At 69.9% G+C, this 23,291-nt stretch carries 26 protein-coding genes and 1 pseudogene; 17 read left to right on the top strand and 10 right to left on the bottom strand.

Annotated features, from left to right (window positions below; translation table 11 throughout):
• The first annotated feature begins 24 nt into the window (after positions 1–24).
• Positions 25–648: a phosphatase PAP2 family protein gene (locus tag LI336_RS08490; protein WP_227132690.1), complete on the top strand. Its 624-nt coding sequence runs from the start codon at positions 25–27 to the stop codon at positions 646–648.
• A gap of 116 nt (positions 649–764) precedes the next feature.
• Positions 765–1,241 (top strand): metal-dependent hydrolase, encoded by a 477-nt coding sequence (locus tag LI336_RS08485; RefSeq protein ID WP_227132689.1) that lies wholly within the window; start codon positions 765–767, stop codon positions 1,239–1,241.
• A gap of 114 nt (positions 1,242–1,355) precedes the next feature.
• On the opposite strand, the gene LI336_RS08480 is transcribed toward LI336_RS08485, so the two are convergent.
• On the bottom strand, positions 1,356–1,652 hold the full coding sequence (locus LI336_RS08480; RefSeq protein ID WP_227132688.1) for a cupin domain-containing protein: 297 nt from the start codon (positions 1,650–1,652) through the stop codon (positions 1,356–1,358).
• 307 nt (positions 1,653–1,959) lie between these two features.
• Here LI336_RS08480 and LI336_RS08475 point away from each other — a divergent pair.
• A pseudogene (locus tag LI336_RS08475) lies at positions 1,960–2,259 on the top strand (CGCGG family putative rSAM-modified RiPP protein); the annotation flags it as partial.
• A gap of 27 nt (positions 2,260–2,286) precedes the next feature.
• Here the strand turns inward: LI336_RS08475 and LI336_RS08470 are convergent.
• On the bottom strand, positions 2,287–2,745 hold the full coding sequence (locus tag LI336_RS08470; RefSeq protein WP_227132687.1) for a universal stress protein: 459 nt from the start codon (positions 2,743–2,745) through the stop codon (positions 2,287–2,289).
• 558 nt (positions 2,746–3,303) lie between these two features.
• Between LI336_RS08470 and LI336_RS08465 the strand changes: the two genes are divergently transcribed.
• The 3 genes from LI336_RS08465 to LI336_RS08455 all read left to right on the top strand — a co-directional run bounded on the left by LI336_RS08465 (position 3,304) and on the right by LI336_RS08455 (position 5,806).
• On the top strand, positions 3,304–3,627 hold the full coding sequence (locus tag LI336_RS08465; protein WP_227132686.1) for an Htur_1727 family rSAM-partnered candidate RiPP: 324 nt from the start codon (positions 3,304–3,306) through the stop codon (positions 3,625–3,627).
• The gene (locus LI336_RS08460; RefSeq protein WP_227132685.1) at positions 3,628–4,836 is read left to right on the top strand and encodes a TIGR04347 family pseudo-SAM/SPASM protein; all 1,209 of its coding nucleotides are present in this window, start codon (positions 3,628–3,630) and stop codon (positions 4,834–4,836) included.
• A 277-nt stretch (positions 4,837–5,113) separates the two neighbouring features.
• Positions 5,114–5,806: a DUF726 domain-containing protein gene (locus LI336_RS08455; RefSeq protein ID WP_227132684.1), complete on the top strand. Its 693-nt coding sequence runs from the start codon at positions 5,114–5,116 to the stop codon at positions 5,804–5,806.
• A gap of 1 nt (position 5,807) precedes the next feature.
• Here LI336_RS08455 and LI336_RS08450 read toward each other — a convergent pair whose 3' ends face one another.
• Positions 5,808–6,665, bottom strand: coding sequence for an ABC transporter permease (locus LI336_RS08450; RefSeq protein ID WP_227132683.1), 858 nt, complete (start codon positions 6,663–6,665; stop codon positions 5,808–5,810).
• Positions 6,662–7,669, bottom strand: coding sequence for an ABC transporter ATP-binding protein (locus LI336_RS08445; protein WP_368408363.1), 1,008 nt, complete (start codon positions 7,667–7,669; stop codon positions 6,662–6,664). The genes LI336_RS08450 and LI336_RS08445 overlap by 4 nt, the downstream gene beginning before the upstream one ends.
• A gap of 235 nt (positions 7,670–7,904) precedes the next feature.
• Between LI336_RS08445 and LI336_RS08440 the strand changes: the two genes are divergently transcribed.
• Entirely contained in the window at positions 7,905–8,300 is a 396-nt protein-coding gene (locus LI336_RS08440; RefSeq protein ID WP_227132682.1) for a hypothetical protein, read from the top strand.
• A 46-nt stretch (positions 8,301–8,346) separates the two neighbouring features.
• On the opposite strand, the gene LI336_RS08435 is transcribed toward LI336_RS08440, so the two are convergent.
• Entirely contained in the window at positions 8,347–9,888 is a 1,542-nt protein-coding gene (locus tag LI336_RS08435; RefSeq protein ID WP_227132681.1) for a lipase maturation factor family protein, read from the bottom strand.
• A 136-nt stretch (positions 9,889–10,024) separates the two neighbouring features.
• Here LI336_RS08435 and LI336_RS08430 point away from each other — a divergent pair, with 136 nt between their 5' ends.
• The 4 genes from LI336_RS08430 (at position 10,025) to LI336_RS08415 (ending at position 13,407) form a co-directional block, all read left to right on the top strand.
• Positions 10,025–10,531, top strand: a complete 507-nt coding sequence (locus LI336_RS08430) for a DUF8173 domain-containing protein (RefSeq protein ID WP_227132680.1) — start codon at positions 10,025–10,027, stop codon at positions 10,529–10,531.
• A 148-nt stretch (positions 10,532–10,679) separates the two neighbouring features.
• Positions 10,680–10,859 (top strand): hypothetical protein, encoded by a 180-nt coding sequence (locus tag LI336_RS08425; RefSeq protein ID WP_227132679.1) that lies wholly within the window; start codon positions 10,680–10,682, stop codon positions 10,857–10,859.
• A 99-nt stretch (positions 10,860–10,958) separates the two neighbouring features.
• Positions 10,959–12,680 (top strand): sensor histidine kinase, encoded by a 1,722-nt coding sequence (locus LI336_RS08420; RefSeq protein WP_227132678.1) that lies wholly within the window; start codon positions 10,959–10,961, stop codon positions 12,678–12,680.
• Positions 12,681–12,753: 73 nt separating this feature from the next.
• Positions 12,754–13,407 (top strand): type 1 glutamine amidotransferase, encoded by a 654-nt coding sequence (locus LI336_RS08415; protein ID WP_227132677.1) that lies wholly within the window; start codon positions 12,754–12,756, stop codon positions 13,405–13,407.
• Between the two features lie 83 nt (positions 13,408–13,490).
• Here LI336_RS08415 and LI336_RS08410 read toward each other — a convergent pair whose 3' ends face one another.
• The 5 genes from LI336_RS08410 to LI336_RS08390 all read right to left on the bottom strand — a co-directional run bounded on the left by LI336_RS08410 (position 13,491) and on the right by LI336_RS08390 (position 17,687).
• Positions 13,491–14,828 carry a bifunctional metallophosphatase/5'-nucleotidase gene (locus tag LI336_RS08410; RefSeq protein WP_227132676.1) on the bottom strand — a complete coding sequence of 446 codons (1,338 nt, stop codon included), beginning with the start codon at positions 14,826–14,828 and terminating at the stop codon, positions 13,491–13,493.
• Between the two features lie 137 nt (positions 14,829–14,965).
• Positions 14,966–15,775, bottom strand: a complete 810-nt coding sequence (locus LI336_RS08405) for an MOSC domain-containing protein (protein ID WP_227132675.1) — start codon at positions 15,773–15,775, stop codon at positions 14,966–14,968.
• A gap of 93 nt (positions 15,776–15,868) precedes the next feature.
• Positions 15,869–16,261 (bottom strand): DUF2237 family protein, encoded by a 393-nt coding sequence (locus LI336_RS08400; RefSeq protein ID WP_227132674.1) that lies wholly within the window; start codon positions 16,259–16,261, stop codon positions 15,869–15,871.
• A gap of 85 nt (positions 16,262–16,346) precedes the next feature.
• Positions 16,347–17,063, bottom strand: coding sequence for a hypothetical protein (locus LI336_RS08395; protein WP_227132673.1), 717 nt, complete (start codon positions 17,061–17,063; stop codon positions 16,347–16,349).
• Positions 17,064–17,114: 51 nt separating this feature from the next.
• Complete coding sequence (locus LI336_RS08390) at positions 17,115–17,687, bottom strand: hypothetical protein (RefSeq protein WP_227132672.1); 573 nt, start codon at positions 17,685–17,687, stop codon at positions 17,115–17,117.
• A gap of 853 nt (positions 17,688–18,540) precedes the next feature.
• Between LI336_RS08390 and LI336_RS08385 the strand changes: the two genes are divergently transcribed.
• The 6 genes from LI336_RS08385 to LI336_RS08360 all read left to right on the top strand — a co-directional run bounded on the left by LI336_RS08385 (position 18,541) and on the right by LI336_RS08360 (position 23,058).
• The gene (locus LI336_RS08385) at positions 18,541–18,858 is read left to right on the top strand and encodes a hypothetical protein (RefSeq protein ID WP_227132671.1); all 318 of its coding nucleotides are present in this window, start codon (positions 18,541–18,543) and stop codon (positions 18,856–18,858) included.
• Between the two features lie 326 nt (positions 18,859–19,184).
• Positions 19,185–19,436, top strand: a complete 252-nt coding sequence (locus LI336_RS08380) for an MTH865 family protein (protein ID WP_166041777.1) — start codon at positions 19,185–19,187, stop codon at positions 19,434–19,436.
• Between the two features lie 143 nt (positions 19,437–19,579).
• Positions 19,580–20,449 (top strand): MBL fold metallo-hydrolase, encoded by an 870-nt coding sequence (locus tag LI336_RS08375; protein WP_227132670.1) that lies wholly within the window; start codon positions 19,580–19,582, stop codon positions 20,447–20,449.
• A gap of 69 nt (positions 20,450–20,518) precedes the next feature.
• Positions 20,519–20,947 (top strand): universal stress protein, encoded by a 429-nt coding sequence (locus tag LI336_RS08370; RefSeq protein ID WP_227132669.1) that lies wholly within the window; start codon positions 20,519–20,521, stop codon positions 20,945–20,947.
• On the top strand, positions 20,944–21,420 hold the full coding sequence (locus LI336_RS08365; RefSeq protein ID WP_227132668.1) for a pyridoxamine 5'-phosphate oxidase family protein: 477 nt from the start codon (positions 20,944–20,946) through the stop codon (positions 21,418–21,420). Before LI336_RS08370 ends, LI336_RS08365 begins: the two co-directional genes overlap by 4 nt.
• 60 nt (positions 21,421–21,480) lie before the next feature.
• On the top strand, positions 21,481–23,058 hold the full coding sequence (locus LI336_RS08360) for a succinic semialdehyde dehydrogenase (protein ID WP_227132667.1): 1,578 nt from the start codon (positions 21,481–21,483) through the stop codon (positions 23,056–23,058).
• The last annotated feature ends 233 nt before the right edge of the window (positions 23,059–23,291 follow it).

Genomic DNA, 23,291 nt, shown 5'->3' with positions numbered 1-23,291 from the left:
CCCGCTGGCCGTGGACTGCTAGCCATGCCAGTTCTCGCCTTCGGCCTACTCCTCGTCGCATCACACGACGCCGTGGGGGTACTTGCGGGCACCGACCAGGTACTCACCGCCGCGCTCGAGCCGGTCTTCGCGGTCGACCGGGGAGTCGTCGACGTCGTCCTCGCGGTCCGCGGCCCACTCGTGACGAAGGTCATGACCTCCGCTACCGGCCTCGGGTCCGCGTTCGCTGCACTCGTCTTCGTCGGGCTGTCGTTCCTGGCGGGCTGGACGCGAGCAGCCCGCGTCGCGGCCGTCGCACTCCTGATCTCCGGGGTCGTCGTCGTCTCGCTCATGGCGCTCGTACAGCGACCGTTCCCGCCACAACCCGTCTGCATGGTCGACGGCCGTGGGCTCGCGGCGCACTCGTTCCCCTCGGGGCACGCGGCCGCGGTCACCGTCTACGCGCTCGTCGCTCGCGACGCTCCCGACCTCCCGACCGGCGTCGTCGGTGGCGTCGCCGTGCTCGTCGCCGTCTCCCGGATCTACCTCGGCACGCACTACTTCAGCGACACCGTCGTCGGCGTCGCCATCGGCGTCGGCGCCGTCCTCGTCGCGCGCCGGCTCCTCGACCACCACAGGGTCGGCGACATCGTCGAACGCCTCACCTGATCGGTCACGAGCCCGACCGTCCCACGGCGGTCGGACTGTCGGCGCAGGAGTCCGGTGTCCTCGCCCGCAGCAAGCGCTTATCCCCACGCCGTGCATACGGTCGGCCAGCGCTTTCGATGCTCTTCGGTACGCACCTCGTCGCGGCGGCCGCACTCGGCGAGTGGTCGCGGCGGTCACTCCCCGTCGTCGTCCTCGGCGCGGCGTTCCCCGACCTCGTCGACAAACCGCTGGCCATGCTCGGCGTCGTCGACGTCTTTCACAGCGTCGGTCACTCCGCGCTGTTCCTCCTCGCAGTCGCCCCGCTCGCGTACGCCATCCCGTCGGTGCGCGCGTTCGCCCTCGGGTGGGGTTCGCACCTCGCGCTCGACGCGTTCCACGTCGTGATCAATGGCCGCGCCGACGACGCGCTCTTCCTCGGATGGCCGCTCACCACGCCCCCGACACCGCTGCGCATCCCGCCCGGCGAGTTCTTCTTCTACTACCTCTGGAGTCCATCGTTCTTCGTCGAGATCTTGCTCTGGCTCGTCGCCATCGTCGTCCTCCAGTCCCGCATCCGGGACACCGTCGCGTGGGTGCGCGACGGCCGTGACTGACGTCACCGCACGTGGGCGACCTGGCTGGCTCGAGACGTCCCGGTGGTCACGCGGGTGGCACCTGGAGACGAACCACCACGAGCTAGGTTCCTGCCCGGAGACGAGGACGGTCGGTCACGGCGTCGACGGGGCGAGGACGACGAGCGCGGTCGCGTCCGTCACGGCTTCGGGACGGATCTCGCGTTCGCCGTCGAACCGGAGGACGTCGCCGCCGGCGACGGTCGTCGATTCGCCGTCGAGCACGACGTCCATCTCGCCGTCGAGGACGTGAAACAGCACGTCCTTCCCGGGGTGAGCGTGCGCGGGGACGCTCTCGCCAGCGTCGAGCGCGAGCCGAACCGTCTTCGGGCCGGATTCGAACACCGCGGCGTGCGGGCGTGCATCCAGGTCGTCGAGGCTGACGTGTTCCATGGTCGACGAGACGAGACCGGCACCCGTGGGCGTTCCGACGAACGTGTTCGGGACCGACCTCTCGGTGCTCCGGCACCTCGGATCGACCATGAGCGAAGCGCACACCGTCGACGACCCCGACTCCAAGAGCGACCGCGGTGCCGACGATCCTGACTCCAAGAGCGACCGCGGTGCCGACGATCCTGACTCCAAGAGCGACCGCGGTGCCGACGATCCTGACTCCAAGAGCGACCGCGGTGCCGACGATCCTGACTCCAAGAGCGACCGCGGTGCCGACGATCCTGACTCCAAGAGCGGCCGCGGTGCCGACGACGTCGAGCCAGTGACCGACCGCGACCACGACGGCTCGTGGTCCGCGAACCTCGAACGCGACCAGTACGCCGACGACCCCGACCTCGTCCTCGCGCACGCGCTCGACGCCATCGAGCACACCGCGAGCGGGCACCACGTCAACCTCGTCATGCACCGCGCGCACGGCCACCCCGAGACGTACCTCTACCCCGCCCTCGACGACGCGAACCGCGACGTCCCTGGAGCAGGCATCGAGTACGAGTACGTGAAGCAGTGTGGCTGTGGCGGGCACGTCACGCGCGTCCACGTCGAGTGAACGGGAGCGCTCGACGCTCCCCGACGGTCATCCCTCGGTGGTCTCTGGCGGGTTCCTGACGACGACCACGGGAACCGGCGACCTGTGGACGATCGCCTCCGCGACGTCGCCAGCGACGACGTCCACGAAGCTCGATCGACCGTGCAGGCCGACGACCACGAGGTCGGCGTCGAACTCCTCGACCTCGTCGAGCGTCTCCCGGACGACGCGACCGATGCGGACCGTCGTTTCGACGGTCGCCCCGCGGTCCGTCGCGATGGCGGTCGCCATCTCGAACAGCTCGTCAGCGTACGATTCGCGGTCCGCGAGCCAGTCCTCCCACTCGCCGGGGTGGTCGCCCCAGCCCTCGGACGCGGTCGGGTCGCGCTGCTGGTCTACCACGTAGAGGACATGGATGGTCGCCTCCGGGAACTCCTCGGCCGCCCACTCGAGCGCCCGCCGCGAGAGCGGAGCGCCGTCGAACGGCACGAGCACTCTATCAACCATGGACTCGTCTTGGCGGCGGTCGACGATTGGTATGACGAGGATACCCGAGTAAGGAAGCGTTGCTCGAGCGTATCGACCGACTTCTCGAACCGAACCCGTTCGTTCGTTCCGGCGCGTCGAGACCGAGCGCACGACGGCTTTCGGCGCCATCGGACGCGCTCCCAGACGCACCGGAGCGAGCGACCGGGGCGGCTGAGCGTCCGCCAGACGGAGTCACCGACCGTCTGCGAGTCTTCGGCGACCGTTCGCGGGAACGACGGCAGGTCGTGCTCGAACGTACGCGGCACGCGGACGGGGAGCAGCGCACCCGACACCGCAGCCATCGCGGCGTAGAGCGGGACGACGACGTCGTCGAACTCCGGTCGGCTCGTGGTCGTTCGCGAGCCGACGGGGCTGACGCGGAGCAAGGTGACGAGCGGACGAGCGAGCCAGCCCCCGGCCCGAACGGTCCGTCGAGGCGGCCACGCGGGTCGGTTCGAGGACGGTCACCTTCGGGTGCGTTCCAGCGTCGTGGGAACGAGCGAGACGTACGTGGGGGTGGCGTGCAGAGGGCGAGGTATGGAAGCGCCAGCCGAGCGCGTGACGGTCGCGAAGCGGCCGCGCGCCGACGAGGGAACCGCATTCGAATTGTTCGTGCGCGACGACGCCGAGGAGCCGCTCCGGCACGTCGGGAGCGTCACCGCCGACGACGCCGAAGAAGCCTACGAGCGTGCGACGCGGTTGTTCGCGTGGTACGCCGACGACGTCTGGGTGTGTCCCGCGGGCGAGTTCACGCGGTTCTCGACGCACGACCTCGACGCCGACGCCGAGGCCGCGCCGACGGACGCCTCGGGCGTCGAGGATGGCGACGAGTACGACGAACCGCGCCAGCGGGAGCTATAGATGATCTCGGTCAGCAAGCTCCTCTGCGGGCTGGACGCCGAAGGGGACGGCCTCCGGTACGACGCGGCGGACGAGGCGGACAAACCACAGATCTCCGAGGAGAAACAGCGCCGGCCGGTCGTGGTGTGGAACACGACCAAGCAGTGCAACCTGTACTGCGACCACTGCTACGCGGGCGCCGACGACGGCTGCGCGCCCGCCGAGCTCTCTACCGAGGAAGGCGAGCGCCTGCTGGAGGACCTCGCCGACTTCGGCGTGCCGGTCGTGCTGTTCTCGGGCGGGGAACCGCTCGCGCGCCCCGACCTCGAGCACCTCGTCGCGTACGCGGACGACCTCGGGATCCGCCCCGTCCTGTCGACGAACGGGACGCTCGTCACCGAGGAGCGCGCCGAAGCGCTCCGCGACGCCGGCCTCAAGTACGCCGGCGTGAGCGTCGATGGCACCCGCGAGGTCAACGACGCGTTCCGCGGCGCCGATGGCGCGTTCGACGCCGCCATCCGCGGCATCCACTGCTTCAAGGACGCCGGCGTGAAGACCGGACTCCGGTACACCATCACCGAACGCACCGCGCCGGTCCTCGAGGACGTCGTCGACCTCCTGTACGACGAGGGCGTCGACCGCTTCTGCTTCTACCACCTCGACTACGGCGGCCGCGGCGTCCCCGACGCCGACCTCGAACCCACCGAGAAGCGCGAGGCCGTGCGGCGCGTCTGCGACCTCACCCGCGAGTACCACGCCGACGGCGAGGACATCGAGACGCTCCTCGTCGGGAACTACGCCGACGCCGGCTTCCTCGTCGAGTACGCCCGCGACGAGATGGACCAAGCGCACGCGAGCGCGGTCCGCGAGTACCTCCGACGGAACGGCGGCGACCCCGCTGGCGAACGCGTCGCCGACGTCGACTACCAGGGGAACGTCCACCTCACGCAGTTCTGGCAGGACTATAGCCTCGGGAACGTCCGCGACCGCGCGTTCGGCGACGTCTGGACCGACGACACCAACCCGCTGCTGGCGACGCTCCGCGAGCGCGAACGGCACCTCCCCGAGCGCTGCCAGGACTGCGACTACCTCGACGTCTGCCGCGGCGGCTCTCGCCTGCGCGCGCTCGCCGCCACCGGCGACCTCTGGGGCGAGGACCCCCAGTGCTACCTCACGCCCGACGAACGCGGCGTCGCGTCCGGACGCGACACGTCCGCGAACGCGGACTGACCGCGACGGCGCCGCATCGGGAGGCTCGAAGGACCCGCCGCGTTCGAGGGTATTTTACCGCCGCATCGGGTACGAATCGAACATCTCCGATAGCGACGACGACCGACGGCTGCTGACGCGTCGACGACTGCTCGTCGGCGCCGGCGGCACGCTCGGACTGGCCGGCGGTGGTGCGTGGTACGTCCAGCGATCGCTCCAGGGCGACGACGGCGACCTCGTCGCGCCGGACGTCTACCCGCGGCTCTCCACGCGCGGCGTCTTCGACGACGCGGGCGACGTGACCGCGGGCGTCGACGACGCGACGCCCGAACGCGGCGGCGACTGGTCGGTCGTGGACGGCGACGCCGACGCGCTCGTCGTGTACGTCCACGGCCTCGGTGCACCCGAGGCGGAGGCTCTGAACCAGGCGTACACGGCCCGGACCGCGCTCCGCAACCAGGGCGTCCGGCATCCCGTGGTATCCTACACGTGGGACTCCGACCGCGACTGGGCGCCCGCGAAGCGGACCGCGGACGCGAACGGGCCCGCGCTCGCCGACTGGCTCGGTCGGTGGGCAGCCGACGACGGTCGCCCCGTCCACCTCGTCGCTCACTCGCTCGGCGCGCGCGTCGTCTGCGAGGCACTGCGCGCGCTCGCCGACGCGGGACGCCGGAACGCCGTCGCGACCGTGTCGCTCCTCGGCGGCGCCATCCCCCAGGACAGCGTCCAGACCGACGGCCGGTACGGCGATGCCATCGCGACCGCCACCCCGAACCTCGTGAACTTCCACAGCGGCCGCGACGACGTCCTCGGGTGGCTCTACCGGTTCTCCGACGGCACGAACGCGGTCGGTCACGGCGGCATCGGCGACGCGACCGCCACCCCCGCGACCTACCGGGACGTGGACGTCACCGACCAGGTCGCGGACCACTACTCGTACTACGAACCGAACGCGGGATGTGCGCCCGCGGTCGCCGACGTCGTCCGCTGACTCACCCGAGTTCGGCGACGCGGAACTTCGCGTAGCTCGCCGCGAGCGCGAGGACGCCCCACGCGGTCATCGTCGCGTAGTTGAACCAGTTCTCCTGGTAGAGCTCCCTGCTGCCTTCGATGGCGTAGTTCGCCGTGACGCGCGGGTAGTCGCCGCTCCCGATGACGCCGTCGTACACGGGCTCGAGCCCGGAGAGGTACGCGGTCGTCGGGGAGGCGAGCGTGATGTACCCGCGCGTGGTGTCGGACAGGGTCGTCCCGAGGAGGTCGGCAACGGTCGTGACGACGCTCTGGAGGCTGACCACGGGGAGGAACCCGAGCCAGAACGGGCCGAGGAGGAAGTAGAGCCCGATGACGCCGAACATCGCGCGGGAGCGACGACTGGTGAGCGTCGAGCACGCGACGAAGATGGCGGTCATCGACGCGACGAACAGCCCGGTGATGGCGGCGAACGTCGCGAACCGGACGACGTCGACGCTCCCGTCGTACATCCCGAGGCCGATGAGGATCGCCGCGAGGACGGATGCGAGCACCGCACCGAGAGCGACCGCGGTCCGGGAGACGTACTTCCCGAGGACGTACTCGGCGCGCGAGTTCGGGAGGCCGAGCGTGTGCTTGATCGAGCCGCGTTCGCGGTCGCCGGCCACCGTGAGGTACGTGAGCGGAACGAGGATGAGCGGGAACACGAGGAAGAAGAAGAACGACACGTCGAACAGCGCGCGGAACGCGTCGTGGTGGAACTCGGCGACGGAGTACGTGATGAGGGAGACGAACCCGGTGAGGGTCGCGATGACGCCGAGGACGACGTACGAGCGCCGCGTGTTCTTGAAGTCGTCGCGGAAGACGGTCGCGAAGCTCACGCGGACTCACCTCCGTCGGCCGCCGCCGGTGGGTCGACGGTCGCGTCCCCGCCAGCACCGTCGTCTCCCCCAGTGGCGTCGTTCGCGGCGGTCGCGTCGCGAGTCCCGGTGTACTCGTCGAAGAGCGCTTCGAGCGAGGCGTCGTCGATGCGGACGTCCTCGACGGTCGCACGGTCGTCGAGGTACCGGAGTGCGTCCATCTTCGCGGCCGCGGCCGAAACCTCGATGTCGACGGTCCGGTCGGTCACGCTCGCCGCCCGGACGCCGTCGACGCTCGCGACGTCGAGCCCGTCGGGGACGGCGTCGAGTTGCGCGGAGACGGTCGCGCCCGTCTGGAGCTCGCTCCGGAGGTTGTCGATGGTGTCGAGCGCGACGAGTGCCCCCTGGTTGAGGATGCCGACGCGGTCGCAGACCTTCTCGACCTCCTCGAGGATGTGACTGCAGAAGAAGATGGCTGCGCCACGCTCGGTCTCCTCCTGGATGATGCGTCGGAGGAGCGCGACGCCGTCCGGGTCCAGGCCCGTCGACGGTTCGTCGAGGATGATGAGTTCGGGCTCGCCGACGAGCGCGACGGCGAGACTCATGCGTTTGGCCATGCCCGTCGAGTACTCGCTGGCGGCGCGGCGGGCGTCGTCGGGGTCCAGGCCGACGCGCTCCAGCAGTTCGTCCGCGTCGTCGTCGGCGCCCTTCGCGTGGATTGCCGATTCGACGTGCTCGCGTCCGGTGAGGTTCTCGTACGGCTCGTATCCCTCGGGGAGGAGGCCGATGCGCTGGCGGATGGCGAGTGACTCGCGGGTCACGTCCATCCCGAGGACGGAGACGGAACCGGACGTGGGCTGGAGGAATCCGAGTATCATGTTGATCGTCGTCGACTTCCCGGCGCCGTTCGGGCCGAGGAACCCGAACACCTCGCCTTCCCGTACTTCGAGGTCGAGGCCGTCGACGGCGAGGACGTCCTCGCCGAAGCGCTTGGTCAGGGCGTCTGTTTGAATCGCTGTCATCATCGTAGTCGTCACCTGCCATCCGTATTAAATCAAGGGGGTGATTGCAGAGTCAGCAACCGTGCCGACCTCACGCCCGTCCACCGATACGTATGGCGATTTCCAACCGAAACAGACTGCCGTGCGGGCGCGTTCACCACCCTACCCCGACCGCTCGAAGCGGTCTCGCCAGTCGACCCCGTCCAGTGCATCGCCGAGCCCCGGGATTTTACTCGGCGCGGGGCGACTGTCGGGCAACGTGCCGGTACTCGAAGCGCGAGCGCGCATCCTCGGCGGGCTCGCAGTCGCGCTCGCCGCGCTCACGTTCGCGGTGGCGACGCTCGCGGGGACGGACGTCTTCGTCGGCGTTCCCAACGTCGGCGCGTTCGTCTGCGTGGTCGCGCTCCCCGGATTCCTCCTCGGTCGGACGGGCGTCCCCGAGCGACTCGGGCCCGTGCTCTACGAGCTCGTCGTCGCGTACGTCACCGCCGGCATCGTCGCCGTCGGCATCCTCGTCACCGGCACGTACGTGCTCGCGACCGCCGGCGGGCTGCCGACCGCACTGGTCGCGTTCGTCGCGACGCTCGCGTCGTCGTGGGCGCCCTGGGGTCCCGCTGGGTACGTCCTCGGCCTCGCATCGACGCTCGTCGAGTGACGCCGCCTGACCGCGAACGCCGCTGCGACCGGCGAACGCGGGTCGGTCAGTCCCAGCCGCGACGCCGAAGCGCCAGTTCGAGGTGCGTGCTGTCGCGCGCCATCGGTCCAGCGTACGTCCCGACGCGCTCGCGGCGCCACCAGTCCCCGGTCTCGCGTCGCTCCGCCGGCGTCGTGTACCGGTACTCGTACCTGAGTGCGCGAACGTGCTCGGGCGCCTCGCCGTCGAACGGATCTGTCCGAAGGAGCGAGCGGGTCCCGTCGTCGGCGTCGAGGAGCTTCGCGAGGAAGTGCAGGAACCACGGGTTCCGCGAGAGCGGCTGCATCGCAGCGAACCAGAGCTGCCAGTCGAGCCGCAGGTGGTACGGCGCCCACTGACGGGGTCGCCGAGAGACGTCCGTGGGTTTGCCGTGGAACTCGTAGGTCTCCCAGTCGGTGTCCGCGTCCACGACCTCGTCGGCGGTGCCCTGGACGACGAGCTCGTACCGCGTCTTCGTGACGTGGCCGAACGCGCCGTACGTGTTCACGAGGTTCAGCGGGTCGAAGCTCGTGTTCATCCGCTGCTCCGAGGAGAGGACGTTCCGGACCGGACGGTAGCTGAGCGCGAGGACGACGACCGCGTACGCCCACGCAAGCGTCGAGAACCAGCTCGAAGGTGCGACCTCGGGGACCGCGACCGCGAGGTGGACGCCGACGGCGCCGACCGCGGCGGCCAGTCCGCCCGCGAACGCCAGGAGTCCGTCCGCGACGGCGGCCAGCTGTGGGTCGGCGAACAGCGAGAACGCGAGCACGACGGTGAGTGCGTTCAGCCACGAGAAGTTCCCCGTGAGGAGCAGCCACCCCATGAACGCGACCGTGACGACGCCAGCGAGCCCCGAGACGGGTTGCGGTGCGAAGTACAGCAGCGGGACGGCGAGTTCGACGACGTGATTCCCGGCGACCTCGACGCGATGGACGCGGTTGGGGAGATGGTGGGCGAACCAGCTCGCGGGGTTGGGCATCGGCTGGGTCTCGTAGTGATGGTGCATGCAGGTGAGGTCGCGCCAGCAGTCGTCGCCGCGGAGCTTGATGAGGCCCGCGCCGAGCACGTTCCGGAAGAGCAGCCAGCGGAACAGCCAGACGGTGACGGCGGGGGTAGCGACGTCCCAGCCGCCGAGGAAGACCGCGAGCGCACCGGCCTCGCAGAGCATCGACTCCCACCCGTACCCGTAGAACAACTGGCCGGCGTTCGCGAACGACAGGTAGAGCGCCCAGAGGGCGACCCAGACCGCGACCGCGACGGGCGTCCCGAGCATCGAGGGGACGCCAAACAGTGCGAGTGCGCTCAGCGCGATGCCGGCGCGCGCCAGCCACGCGGCGGTCCGGTCCGTCGGCGAGACGTAGAGGAGACTCGGCCGCTCGCGGAACGCGAAGCGGTCGACGTAGTCGTCGATGGGGAGCACGCCGTCCTCGCCGCAGAGCGGCCGGAACTGCCGTAGCGCGACGACGAACGCGACGATGTATACCGCGGCCAGTCCGCGCTGGAGGACGAACCGCGTCAGCCAGTACGTCCCCGGGTCGTAGAACGGGAGGTCGACGCCGAAGACCATCCTGACCCATGGAAACGCCGCCTCCCATGAAAACGATTGGGCCCGACCAAACGCCGGATTCACCGGCGAGAGAGCGTCCATTCTCGGGCGACGGCCGTTCGGGTAGGCTTTTCTCGTCGCCGCTCGTGATTGAGCTATGGATACTCTCGCAGTACTCTCTTCCACGATACTCCAGGCTGGCGGTCGATTCGACCCAGTCGGCGTCGACCCGACAGTCGGACTCGGTGGTGGTGCGGTCGGGACCTTCCTCTCGACGCTCATCGTCGGCGCGGTCCTGCTCGTGCTCGCCCCCGACTGGACGCGCTCGCGGATGCGTGACGTTGCCCGTAACCCCATCGGCTCGTTCGCGTACGGGGTCGTGGCGCTCCTCGTCGTCATGTTCGCCGTGGTCGTCCTGTTCTTGACCGTCCTCGGCATCCCGCTCGCGCTCCTCCTCGGGTTCGTGCTCTACCTGGCCTGGGTCGTCGGCGCGGTCGTCGGGTACCTCGCCATCGCCGACCGCTTCGTCGACGTGGACGACGACTGGGTGGTCGCGCTCGTCGTCGCCGCCGCCCTCAACGGCGTCCTCACGCTCACGGGGATCGGCGCGCTCGTGTCCTTCTGCATCGGCGCGGCGGGGTTCGGGACGGTCCTCCGTGGCTGAACGCGGAACGTCGAACTGCGCGGGTGCCTCGCGACCGGTGCGCGACCTCGGACCGCGGCAGGTATCGATCGGTGCGTGACCTCGGACCGGTGCGTCGCTCGCGTCCATCCCCGGTACGACTATCACGGACGCCGACAATTGGGACAGCATGGCACACGTTCCCGAATCAGTCACGATGTACGTCTGCGAGCACTGTCAGGTCGCGCACGCCGGCACGCCGATACACGTCGACACCGCCGAGCATAGGTTCGAGGCACCCGACGAGTGCGGGAGTTGTGGGGAAACCGCGTTCGTCGCCCTCTCGGACTGGGTCCACCACCACGACTGAACGAGGCGCGCGTGCTCTCGCCCGACCGGGCGACCGGTCGAGACGACCGTCTCCTGCCGCAACCTGTTTAATTCGGTCCGCCCGTACGTCTCTTCGAACGTGCAATTCGGGCTCGTCGTCGCGTGGACGTCCGTCGTCGTCGGCGCGGCGAACCTCGGCCTGCTCGCGTACCTCCGCCGGCTCCCCGAGCGGCCGGGACTGACGTGGTTCCAGGGCGTCATCGCCGCACAGACCCTCTTCTGTGCCGCCTACGGCGTCGGCCTCCTGCTCGGCGACAGCCCACTCCGGACCCCGCTACTCGTCCTCTACTGGCTCGCCGCCATCTGGATCGGCGTCGCCTACCTCGGGTTCGCGCTCGTCTACACCGGTCGCGCCCGGTACGTCCAATCACGACCGTTCCAGGCGATCGTCGCCCTCCAGTCGCTCGGATCCCTCGTCGTCGTCACGTACCCGTTCCACGAGTTCGGACCGACGAACCTGGAACTCGTCGAGTACGGCGGCGTGCTCGTCCTCGAGTACACGCACTCCGCGTTCGTCGTCTTCGAGTTCCTCGCGGTCGTCTCGTTCGCCACGCTCGGCGTCGTCCTCCTCATCGACACCGTCGTCAGCTACGGTCCCCTCTACCGCAAGCACGCGCTCGCCATCGCCGTCACGCCACTCCCGCCGACGGTCGCGTTCCTCGCGTGGCTCCTCGAACTCGGCCCGCTCTATCCACTGAACCTCACCGCCATCGCGTTCTTCCCGCACCTCGTCCTCGACCTGTACGCGCTGTTCGGCGAGGACATGTTCGAGTTCCCGCCCGCGACCCGCCGGCGCGCCGAACGCGCCGCGGTCGAGGACCTCGGGAATCCCGTCGTCGTCGTCGACCCGGACGACCGCATCGTTCGCCTGAACGCCGCCGCCGTCGACGCGCTCGGCGTCGACGAGACCGCGGTCCTCGCGACCGACCTCGCGAGGCACCTCGAACCGGTCGACGACGGGTTCGACGGCGACCACGTCCGCATCCCCGACGACACGGGCGCGCGGACGTACGCTCGCACCCGGAACCCGCTCGACGACGGCGCCGGCGGCGTCGTCGGGTACACCGTCGTCCTCCAGGACGTCACCGCCGAACGCCGCCGCGAACAACGCGTCGGCGTCCTCAATCGCGTCCTCCGACACAACCTCCGGAACGACCTCACCGTCGTCCTCGGGAACGTCAACGCGGCCGCCGAAGCAAGCGACGACCCGGCGGTCGCCGACCTCCTCGAGACCGCGGCCGACCAGACCCGCGAACTGTCCGCGCTCGGCGAACGCGCTCGCGAGGTCGAAGCGACGATGTCCGCGTCCGTCGAGGCCGACGCGGTCGTCGACGCGCACGCCGTCCTCGAAGCCGTCCGCGACGACGTCATGCGCCGGCATCCCGCGGCGACCGTCGATGTCGACGTCCCCCGGGACTGTCGGGTGACGGCGGACCCGGACGTCCTCCGCGTCGTCTTCGAGAACCTCGTCGAGAACGGCGTCGTGCACGACGACGCCGACCCGCGCGTCTCCGTCGCCGTCAGCAACCGCGGGGACGAAATCGCCGGTGACCCCGACGGGGACGGCACCGTTCCGTCCGCGGCGGACGGCGGCACGGTCACGTTCGAGATCACCGACTCGGGCCCGGGCATCCCCGACCACGAACTCGACGTCCTGGACGCTCGCGAATCGTCCCTGGAACACGGCAGCGGCCTCGGCCTCTTCGTCGTGAACTGGGGCGTCAGCACCCTCGGCGGGGACGTCGCGTTCGACGCGACCGACGACGGGACGCGCGTCCTCGTCACGCTCCCCAGGGCGTGACACCTGTCAGCGCCGACCGGCCACTCGCGTTCCCGCCGGTATCCCTTTCGTGGCGCGCTCCAAAGGGACCGCAATGGCATCGCCACGCGTCGTCGTCTGCCGGAACGAGGTCGACCCAGCGCACGCGTACCACTGCGACGCGCTCGCCGCGTCCATCCCCGACGCGGTCGAACTCGACTACGCCGCCGGCGAACGCCCCGACCTCCGGGAACTGGATGCGGTCGTCCTCACGGGGAGTACCGCAGGCGTCTACGAGGCCGACGAGTACCCGTGGATGCACTCGCAGATGGCGCTCGTCGAGACGCTCGTCGAACAGGAGATCCCGACGCTCGCGGTCTGCTTCGGGCACCAGCTCGTCAACGAAGCGCTCGGCGGTCGCGTCGAGGCGGACGAGACGACCGCGCGCCTCGTCGACGTCGAGTTCGCGGACGACCCGCTCTTCGAGGGCGTCGCGCCGGTCGTCCCCGCGGTGCACGGCGACAAGGTCGTCGAGCCCGCGCCCGAGCTGGACGTCATCGCGACCACGGACTACTACGAAGCGTTCGCGACCCGGCACGAGTCGGCGCCGCTGTGGAGCACGCAGTTCCACCCCGAGTTCACCGCCGCGCACCGCGAGCGGCTGGACGCGGACTACGGGTGGAGCGACGGCGAGCACTCCTTCGCCGACGTGAACGTCGGTCGCGTGTACGCGAACTTCACGCGCATCGTCGCCGACGGCGACTACTGACGAACCGGGGCGTGCGGTACTCCGTACTCGTGGCGCGCAGCGTCGCTGAGGATGCGAACTGACTCGCTGGTGTTACCGGCGAGTTACACCGAATCGACGAAGCCCTCGGGGATACCCGCGACGCGTCCCGCCTCGAACAGTGCGACGACCGCCTCGTACTGGTCCTCGCCCTGCGCGAGCAGATGGCTGCGGTCGACCGCGGGGAACTCGTCACTGCTCAGGACGTACGTGTTCGTCCCGACGACGTAGTTCCGGCTCCCGTCGATGGGCTCGCCGTCGACGCGAACCGACTCGACGGTGCCGTCGCCCGCCACCCGGAGCGTCGCACCCGCGACCTGCAGCCAGCACGCGTACGCGCCCGGCCCGCCGGCCGCGCGGTCGTCCGTCACCACGCTCTCCCGCAGCAACCGCGAGAGCGTCCGACCAGACACCTCGATGCGGCACAGCGGTGCCGCGAACGGGACGAGTCCGACGACGTCACCGCGCGACACCGTCCCCGACAACCGCGGCCCCTCGCGTATCGCGAGCGTATCGAGGACGCCCACGTCCGCGCTCGCACCCTCCCTGTACGCGGTCGCGACCAGCGACCCCGCCCGCTCCCGGCCGACGAGACGCTTCGCCCTGTCGCGGACGAGCGGCTCGTCGAGGTACCCGACGGTGTCCTCGAGGCCGACGCGGTACCGTTCGGCCTGCAGAATCTCCGCGACCGACTCGTCGACCACCGCACGCTCGACGTCGTGGTCGTCGGTCGTCACCCGCTCCCCGTCGAAGTCGAGCTCCCACACCACCTCGCCGTTCACGCCCGGCCGGACGATGGGCGTACCCGAGATGCGCTCGCGGCCGACGCGATGGACGTGCCCGGCCGCGATAGCGTCGACGCCCTGCTGGCGCGCGAGCGTCCGAACGACGTCGTCGCCAGCGTGCGCGAGCACGAGCACCGCCCTGACGCCGTGGTCGCGCAGCTCCGCGACCGCGGTTCGCACCGCACGCACGGGGTCCTCGACCGCGAGCGAGTCGGGCACCGAAGCGTCAGGGTCCGTGACACCGACCACGCCGAGCGCGCCGTCCGCCCGGTCGACGATCGTCCACGGCGCTGCGTCCCCGAACGGCTGCCCGCCCTCCATGACATTCCCCGTCACGTACCGCGCCGGCGACTCCCACGTCACCTCGCGGGCCGCCGTCCGCCCGTGGTCGAAGTCGTGATTCCCGAACGTCGCCACCGCCGGCGACACCGCGTCCTGGAACGCCAGCGCGTGCTTGCCCTTCGTCGACAACGCCAGCACGCCCGGCGCGAGCGTATCCCCACCGTCGGTGACGATAGGGTCCTCGCCACCCTCCTCCCGGAGGACGGTCGCGAGCCGGCCCGCACGCTCCGGGTTGTCCAGTCCAGCCTCCACGTCAGCGTAGTGCAGCACTCGCACGAGTTCGTCTCAGCCACTCGTACCCGGCCGGGGGCCGTAAGCCGTGCGGTCGCGCCATCTCCCGCTACCCGAGTCCGGTCGTCCGTCACGCCATCTCCCGCTACCCGAGCCCGGTCGTCCGTCGTGTGCTCTCGCGCTCAGGCCTCCACGGCGTCCTCGCGCGGTCGCGTCCCGAGGACCTCGAGTTCGTCGCCGACGGCGAGTTCCCCGCCGTCCTCGGACTCGTGGACGCGACTGAGCGCCATCACCTGGTAGTAGTGGTCGAGCGCGTCCGCGTTCGCCCACTCCGGCATCGTCGCCTCGCGGTTCTCGACGAATCGCGCCTGGAAGTCCTCGATGGTCTCGGCGGTGTCGGGGTCGCGGCTCGGGACGACGCAACGCGCACAGCACCCGACGCCCTCGAACTCGACGTCACCGATTCGGAACGCCACCACCTCGTCCTCGCCCGCCCAGAGGTGGTCCTCCCAGAACGGCTCGGCGTCGACGACGACGTTCGCGCGGAAGCGCCGTCGGACGTTCTCCGGGTCGAGGTCGAACCACTCGCCGATGGTCTCGAGCGTCCCCGTGGAGATGACCGCTGGGCCCTTCGCGTAGTCGCGGTCGACGAACCCGCCGCCGGCGTCCCGGACGAGCGCCACCGGATAGTCGAGGACGTCGCTGAACCACGCGTTCGCGTCGCCGCGTTCGCTGTCGAGCGCGAACGACACCGCGTCCTCGGGCGCGTCGCCGTGTTCGCGGACGGTGAGCGTGCGCGTCTCCGGGTCGTAGGAACTGCGGACGCGGTGGAGGGCGGGTTCGCGCGTCGCGTTCACGAGCTCGCGGTCGTCGTCGAACAGCGCGAACTCGCGGTCGTACCGGAGGCGGCCGCCGACGAGGTCGGCGGTCGCCACCGGCATCGGGTCCAGGGACTTCACGGGATAGGTCACGAGCGCGTCGACGGTCGGCATACCAGCAGTCGCGTGCGCCGACGGCGTGAACGCTTCGGTCCCGGACCCCGAGCGCGCAGTGCCCGGTCCACGTTCACTCTCCGTCGTGCGCGTTCACTCCTCGTCGTGGGCGTTCGCTTCGAGCGTCTCCAGGCTGACCTCGTCGAGCACCGACTCGTTCGTCGCTTCGAGGACGACCGGCGGCGCAGCACGCGCCTCGAGCGCCTCCAGCCAGCGCGGCAAGCACACGCACCATCGGTCACCGGGTTCCAGCCCCGGGAACGACAACTCGGGGCGTGGCGTCCGGAGGTCGTTCCCCATGACCTCGGTGAACTCCAGGAACCGCTCGGTCATCACGGCGCACACCTCGTGGCGACCCGGGTCTCGTTCCGGGAGGTCGTGACAGACGCCGTCGCGCTGCACGCCCGTCTCGGGGTCCGTTCCACACGACGCGAGCGCGTCGCCGTACACGTTCGACTCCGCGGTCGTCTCGTCAGGCGCGTTCATACGGAATCGTTACGACCGCGCACGGAAAACGCCCCGCGGTCCGCCCTGCGACCGCGGAACCGACCGAACGCGACCGGCCGCTCGGTCAGCACTTCGAGTACGACTGCGACGCCGCGATACCCGTCGGCTGTAGTCGCACCTTCGTCACCGCCCCCTGGGGCGTCGCCACCGTGATCGTCGCCTCCCCGCCGTTCTCCAATGGGGCGCGCGTCCCGTTCAGTCGCGCCCCGCGTATCTCCGCGACGTCTAACGTCATCCGCACCATCCGCGACGTGTTCGTCAGCTCGCGGACGTGCTCGCCGTCGTCCACGAGCGTGTACCGCGACGCGTTAGCCGTCTCGTTGTCGAGACTGAGTTCCGCGTGCACGTCCCCGTCCGTGTACAGGACCGTCGTGTTCGCCATGTTCACCATCGTTCCACCCGGGCGCAACCGCACGTGCACCCACGCCTCGTCGACGCCCGCCGGGTTCGCGCTCACGGTACACGTCCGGTCCTGGACCTGGACGCCGCCGACGACCTGCCCGACCGCTTCCTCGCCGGCGTCGGCCGCACGATCTCCCATCATGCCCGCCATGTTCACGATGACGCCAGCCGCGATGGCGGAGACGATGATCATCGCGACGAACATCACGATGATACCGATACCGACCTGCCCGCGGTCGTCCATGCCAGCGAACGTCGTCCTTCCGCGGTCGCGCCCCACACCGATTCCGTGGTCGGTCGCGGCCACGTCTCCGTGGTCGTCCACGGTCGCTTGCCCGCGGCCGCCGTCCCCGTCGACGCCCGCGGACCAGTTAGTCATGGAGACTGCTTACGGATGCATCACGAAAAGCGTTGTCGCCGCGATGCCACGTCAACAACCGACGTAGGACTGGTCCTCGCTGAGTCCGTTCGGTGCGCGAACGCTCGCCCCGTCGACCGTGCCGCCGTCCACCACGAGCTCCATGGAGGCACGCATCCCGGATTCCAGCGGCGCGCCACGAACCGTCTCGACGGGGACCACGAGCGTCAGCGTCTCGCCTTCGACGATGCTCCCGTCGAACGCACCGGTGTCGTTCACGAGGCGAGCGGTCGTCGCGGACGCGTTCGCGCCGACGGCGAGGGTTGCGGTCGTCGTCTCGTCGCCGTACCGGACCGTGGCGTCCGAGAGGTCGACGCTCCCGTTCCCCGTGTACCGGACCGAAACCGTCACCGTCCCGATGCCCGTCGTCTCATCGTCCGTGGTGACCGTGCAGCGACTCGCGGAGATGCCGACCTTCGCCGGGTCACCCGACTCCCCGCCTTCGGTCGCGACCACCCAGAACGACCCGGCCAGGAGCGCGGTGACGATGGCGAGCCCCAGGAACACGATGCCGACGGTCACGGCGCTCGCGCGGGTTCCAGCGACCGCGCCGCCACCGTTCCGCGCCTCATCTCGTCGCTCCATTCGTCCAGACGAACGCCGCCTCACGTCCTAAACTCCCGCTTCGGTTCAGCGCTCGAAACGAACCCCGAACCCGAACCACGAGCCACGTTAGCATCCGTCCCATAGTTTTTTGTCATTCGGTCATTTTTGTTGGAATACCCTGTGACGCCGACCCCTCAGTCGGCGTCCAGAGCGACACCAACCATGTACATCGACCACATGAAGTCGGCGACCACTCGCGGTGTGAGTGGCAACGCCGTCACCGGGGAAGGTGACTATGCCTCCCCGGTCGACGGCGCCGACGAGCAGTGGTCCGATGTGCGGGCGAACCAACGGGGTCGCTCCTTCGCTCGGTCCGTTCTCGTCGGCGCCACGTGACGAAGATCGTGACGTGAGCCCGGCTCGACGCTGACACCGTCGAGGCGACGCCACGTCCGTCGCCGACGCCTCGGACCGAGAGTTCTTCTCGGCCACTTCGTCGTCGACGGCCAGGCTCCGTCGCGTTCCTCGTCACGCTCCGACTCACCACCGAGCACGCGGTCCGCCGTCCCTCGAACCGCGGAACGGCCGCTCGCACGACCGAACGCGGTCGCATCGACGCTCGATGCGGTCGCACGCACCCGGGCTCGAACCGGGGTCGAACAGTCGCAACGCCACCGAACAATCAGCCGCGGCGCCGTCGTCCCGTGCAGGGTGGGACGCCGACCCGCAACGGCCGCGCTGACAGCTGACGGGGAACCGGCGGCCTGGAGGCCGCCGGACTCCCGTGGTCCGAAGCCCGCTGATGCAAGCCCCCACTCACGCCGCGCCCGTGGATTATCCGGCATCCCGCGACCCACTCGGGTCGTGCGCGTTCGACTCGCGACGGGCGCCTATGGTCGCCCAAACCATCAGGCACCGATTCGAGACGACAGCTCACCTCACCGTCCGCGTCCCCCACGGCGCCGACGGCGACATGACCACCGGCGCGCGCACGGTCCTCCGACGCCTCGACGCGCTCGACGGCGTCGAGATAGACCGCGTCACCGGCATCACGCCCGGCCTGAACGCGCTCGAGGTCGACGTCGAGGTCACCGCGACGCTCGTCGTCACCGAGGCCGTCGACGACGACGAGGCTCGCGCCACGCTCGAGGACGGCACCGGCATCGAGGCCGTGCACGAGGTCGCCGTCGAGCCCACGGCGACGGGATGACGACGTAGCTACACACCGTGACGGACCGAGGCGGTTCGTCACCCCACCTACGTGCGATTCCGACCAGCGGCTCGTCCAGATTCACGCTTCGGAACGGCCTCACGCCGTAGTCCACGGAATCGACGACGGGGCGACCGCTCTGATCCGTCGACCACGTGGCTCCGACGTCCGTACCTACTTGAAAGTGGGCGACGAACGCCGAGACGAATCCCGGTGTAATCGAGGCGGTCCGCGACCGACGCCGCGTCCAGTGGTTGCCCAGCCACTCCCAGCGGCAACCAACTACCCAAAGATTTACTATTTATCCCCGTGAAGGTGGAGTCGTTATGGCAGACGAGCAAGACCTTCGCGAACAGATGGAAGATGCATTCGGTGGCGCCGACTACCCGATCTCGAGCCCGATGGACCTCGTCCCGGCGCTCCCGAACGGCCCGGGCACCCGCTTCGAGTCCGGCGACTTCTCCATGACAGCCATGGAACTCCAGACGAAGCTCCCCGGCGGCGACTTCCCGTACGACGACGTCGAGTCCTTCGTCGACGACGTCATCGAGAACCTCAAGGACGAAGGCCACATCTGAACGGCCACCGACGCCGACGCATCGGGCGTGCGACTCGAACCCGCTCCTCTCGACCGTCCCACGCCACAGCGACCGCTCATCTCCGGCTCGCGGTCGCAACCCGAGCGTTCAAGCGCACGACGAGCATAGCACGGCCCATCACCGTGCCTTCCAACTCGCTCGCTGACGTCACCGTCGTCGACACCGAACTGCTCGGGACGCCCGGGGCACACTCCGCGTTCCTGCTCGAAGCGCCCGAGCCCGTGCTCGTCGACGCGGGCGCAGCACCCGCCGTAGACGTCGTCGAGGCCGCACTCCACGAACGCGGCGTCGGCGCACAGGACCTCGCGGCCATCGTCCCCACGCACGTCCACCTCGACCACGCCGGCGCGGTCGGCGACCTCGCCGCGCGGTTCCCGGCCGCGACCGTGTACGTGCACGAACGCGGTCTTCCGTACCTCACCGACCCGGAGCGCCTGGAGCGACTCGCGGCGAGCGCGCGACGCGCGGTCGGCGACGAGATCGCAGACCAGTACGGCTCCCCGACCGTCGTCGACGACGACCGCACGGTCGCCGTCACCGACGGCGACACCATCCCGGCCGGCGACCGCGCACTCGACGTGATCGACGCACCAGGACACGCCCCCCACCAGGTCGCGCTCGCCGACCCCGCCTCGGGGGCGCTGTTCGTCGGCGACGCCGCCGGCATGCACTACGGTGGGGCACTCCTCCCGACGACGCCCGCGCCCGACTTCGACCTCGAGGTCTCCCTCGACACCATCGACCGCCTCCGCGAACGCGACCCGACCGCGCTCTGCTACGGGCACTTCGGCGTCCGCGAGGACGCCATGGATGCGCTCGACGCGTACGCCGAACTGCTCCCCGAGTGGGTCGACGCCGTCGAAGACGCCCTCGCGTCGCCCGACGTCACTGACCGGTCCGAACTGGTCTCGACGCTCCGCGAGGACTGGGCGAGTCCGACGCTCGAACGCGACGTCCACGGCGTCGTCCACGCGCTCGACGCCGACGTCTGATCGGTCACCGTGACCACGTCACGACAACCGCCACACACCTTTATCCGGTCACCCAGCGCACGTTCACGCATGCACGTCCTCGTTCCGTACGACGAGTCCAAAGGCTCCGAGCACGCGTTCGAACACGCACTCGACCAGTACCCCGACGCCACCATCACGCTCCTGCACGTCATCGACCTCGTCGACGCCGGCTACTCCAGTCCCGTCGACGGCACCCTCCCCGGGTTCTGGGAGGAGTGGTTCGAGAGCGAGCAAGCCGCGTCCGAGCGACTGTTCGAGGACGCCCGCGAGAAAGCCGGTGACGCCGGCGCGAACCTCGAGACCGAGTCCGTCGTCGGCCGCCCGACGCGAGCGATCAACGACTACGCGGAGGACAACGACGTCGACCACATCGTCATGGGGAGCCACGGTCGCTCGGGCGTGACGCGCGTCCTCCTCGGCAGCGTCGCCGAAGGCGTCGTCCGACGCGCACCCGTCCCCGTCACCATCGTCCGATGACGGTACGGCTCCGGGGCGACCCCGACCGCGACTGGATGGACACGTTCCTCGACGACAACCCCATCCCCGTCCGCGTCGCGACGCGCACGCCGCGTGGCGGCCTCTGGATGCTCTCGCTGTGGTACGGGTACGACCCCGACGACGCCACCCTCCACCTCGCGACGTCGGCGTCCGCGCGCGTCGTCGAGTACCTCGAAGCCGACCCCGAGGTCGCGTTCGAGGTGTCGACGAACCACCCGCCGTACCGCGGCGTCCGCGGCCAGGGGACCGCGACGCTCGAACCCGACGAGGACAAGGCGCTCCTGCGGACGCTCGTCGAGGACTACCTCGGCGACCGCGACTCCAGCCTCGCGAAGTGGCTGTTGCGCGACGAACGCGACGAGGTGCACGTCACCGTCGACGTCGAGCGAGCGTACGCGTGGGATTACGGCGACCGGATGCGAGACGTCGACGGCAACGACAAGGCCGACTGAGTCGATCTCGGGGGTGCGCCGACCGGTGCCGTTAGGGCGGTTCGGTTCGCACGTGGAGGCATGCCAGAGTTGCCGGACGCCAGTTCGCTGCCCGCGCGATTGACGCCACGGGACTTCGACCACTGGAACGACCTCGTCACCGCCAGCGACGACGGCGGTGACCGCGAGGTCGTCGCGCCGTACACCGGCGACGCCTTCTGCACTGCTCCGGAATCGACGCCCGACGACGTCGCGACGGCTGTCGCTGACGCGGACGCAGCCCAGTCCCGGTGGGCCGACCGCGGGTTCGACGCGCGCACCGACGTCCTCGAGCGCTTCCACGACCTCGTCCTCGACCGCCGCGAGGAACTCCTGGACCTCATGCAACTCGAGACCGGGAAGGCCCGCGGCGACGCCTACGAGGAGGTCATGGACGTCGCGATGACGTCGCGGTACTACGCGACGCGCGTCGCCGACCAGCTCGCGAGCGAACGCCGTCGCGCGGCCCTTCCCTTGCTCTCCACCGCTCGCGTCCACTACGACCCCGTCGGCGTCGTCGGCATCGTCGCCCCCTGGAACTACCCCCTCACGCTCGCCGTCGGCGACGCGCTCCCCGCGCTCCTCGCCGGGAACAGCGTCGTCCTGAAACCCGCCGAGGAGACGCCGTACACGGCGCTCGCAACGGTCGCGCTCCTCCGCGAAGCCGGGCTTCCCCACGACGCCTTCCAGGTCGTCACCGGCGACGGCGCGACGCTCGGCGACCCGCTCATCGAGCGCGTCGACTACGTCTCGTTCACCGGGAGCACCGCCGTCGGCCGGAAGATCGCGGCGAAAGCCGGCGAGGAGCTCGTCGACTGCTCGCTCGAACTCGGCGGAAAGAACCCCGTCTACGTCCGTCCGGACGTCGACGTCGACACCGCGGTCGACCGAGCCATCGGTGCGTGCTACACGAACGCCGGCCAGCTCTGCATCAGCGCCGAGCGACTCTACGTCCACGAGGACGTCTACGACGAGTTCTCCCGGCGGTTCGTCGACGCCGTCGCCGCGCTCGAACCCGGGGCCGAGTACGCGTACGGCGTCCCCGTCGGCTCGCTCATCTCCGACTCCCAGTTGGAACGCGTCGAGACCCACGTCGCGGACGCTCGCGACCGCGGCGCCACCGTCGAGACCGGAGGCGAGGCGCTCCCGGACGTCGGCCCGTACTTCTACGCACCCACGGTCCTCACGGACCTCCCCGACGACGCGACCGCCGCGTGCGAGGAGACGTTCGGGCCCGTCGTCGGGATGGAACCCGTCTCGAGCGACGCCGAAGCCGTCCGGAAGGCCAACGACACCGACTACGGCCTGCACGCGTGCATCCTCTCCGGCGACGTCGACGTCGCTCGCGCCATCGCACGGGACATCGACGCCGGCACGATCTCCATCAACGACGGGTACGTCACCTCGTGGGCCGCTCACGACGCCCCGATGGGTGGCATGAAGGACTCCGGACTCGGTCGCCGGCACGGCGAGGACGGCGTCGTCCGGTTCACCGAGAAGAAAGCCATCTCGACCTCGAAGACCCTCCCGTTCGACCCCGTCACCGGCCCCACCGACCTCGAGGCGAAGGTCCTCGCGGCCGGCCTCAAGCTCTGGCGGCACGTCCCGTTCCTCCGGTAGTCGCCCAGGACTGCGCGAGTCACTGGTTCTATTACCCCTCCCGCCGTGGTCGCTGGCAAGTCACAACGTCGGAGCGGCCGTGGCTCCCGACCCACACCATCCATGACAGATTCCACGTACGAAGCGGACGAAACGGGCTCGACGACGGTCGCGGGCGAGACGGCCGAGGAGACCCGCGAGGAGTGGACGGCGTTCGAGTTCGAGGGCGACGCGAAGTTGAGCGTCGAGGACCT

Source organism: Halorubellus salinus, assembly GCF_020567525.1.
GTDB lineage: Archaea > Halobacteriota > Halobacteria > Halobacteriales > Natrialbaceae > Halorubellus > Halorubellus salinus.
This window is presented reverse-complemented; position numbering and strand designations above follow the sequence as displayed.

Coding starts and splice junctions, on each gene's coding strand:
- LI336_RS08390 (WP_227132672.1), bottom strand. CDS start 17,687: ATGGAGCGACGAGATGAGGCGCGGAACGGTGGCGGCGCGGTCGCTGGA.
- LI336_RS08385 (WP_227132671.1), top strand. CDS start 18,541: ATGGTCGCCCAAACCATCAGGCACCGATTCGAGACGACAGCTCACCTC.
- LI336_RS08435 (WP_227132681.1), bottom strand. CDS start 9,888: ATGGTCTTCGGCGTCGACCTCCCGTTCTACGACCCGGGGACGTACTGG.
- LI336_RS08400 (WP_227132674.1), bottom strand. CDS start 16,261: ATGAACGCGCCTGACGAGACGACCGCGGAGTCGAACGTGTACGGCGAC.
- LI336_RS08490 (WP_227132690.1), top strand. CDS start 25: ATGCCAGTTCTCGCCTTCGGCCTACTCCTCGTCGCATCACACGACGCC.
- LI336_RS08460 (WP_227132685.1), top strand. CDS start 3,628: ATGATCTCGGTCAGCAAGCTCCTCTGCGGGCTGGACGCCGAAGGGGAC.
- LI336_RS08485 (WP_227132689.1), top strand. CDS start 765: ATGCTCTTCGGTACGCACCTCGTCGCGGCGGCCGCACTCGGCGAGTGG.
- LI336_RS08370 (WP_227132669.1), top strand. CDS start 20,519: ATGCACGTCCTCGTTCCGTACGACGAGTCCAAAGGCTCCGAGCACGCG.
- LI336_RS08415 (WP_227132677.1), top strand. CDS start 12,754: ATGGCATCGCCACGCGTCGTCGTCTGCCGGAACGAGGTCGACCCAGCG.
- LI336_RS08465 (WP_227132686.1), top strand. CDS start 3,304: ATGGAAGCGCCAGCCGAGCGCGTGACGGTCGCGAAGCGGCCGCGCGCC.
- LI336_RS08430 (WP_227132680.1), top strand. CDS start 10,025: ATGGATACTCTCGCAGTACTCTCTTCCACGATACTCCAGGCTGGCGGT.
- LI336_RS08405 (WP_227132675.1), bottom strand. CDS start 15,775: ATGCCGACCGTCGACGCGCTCGTGACCTATCCCGTGAAGTCCCTGGAC.
- LI336_RS08445 (WP_368408363.1), bottom strand. CDS start 7,669: ATGATGACAGCGATTCAAACAGACGCCCTGACCAAGCGCTTCGGCGAG.
- LI336_RS08380 (WP_166041777.1), top strand. CDS start 19,185: ATGGCAGACGAGCAAGACCTTCGCGAACAGATGGAAGATGCATTCGGT.
- LI336_RS08480 (WP_227132688.1), bottom strand. CDS start 1,652: ATGGAACACGTCAGCCTCGACGACCTGGATGCACGCCCGCACGCCGCG.
- LI336_RS08395 (WP_227132673.1), bottom strand. CDS start 17,063: ATGACTAACTGGTCCGCGGGCGTCGACGGGGACGGCGGCCGCGGGCAA.
- LI336_RS08470 (WP_227132687.1), bottom strand. CDS start 2,745: ATGGTTGATAGAGTGCTCGTGCCGTTCGACGGCGCTCCGCTCTCGCGG.
- LI336_RS08365 (WP_227132668.1), top strand. CDS start 20,944: ATGACGGTACGGCTCCGGGGCGACCCCGACCGCGACTGGATGGACACG.
- LI336_RS08360 (WP_227132667.1), top strand. CDS start 21,481: ATGCCAGAGTTGCCGGACGCCAGTTCGCTGCCCGCGCGATTGACGCCA.
- LI336_RS08425 (WP_227132679.1), top strand. CDS start 10,680: ATGGCACACGTTCCCGAATCAGTCACGATGTACGTCTGCGAGCACTGT.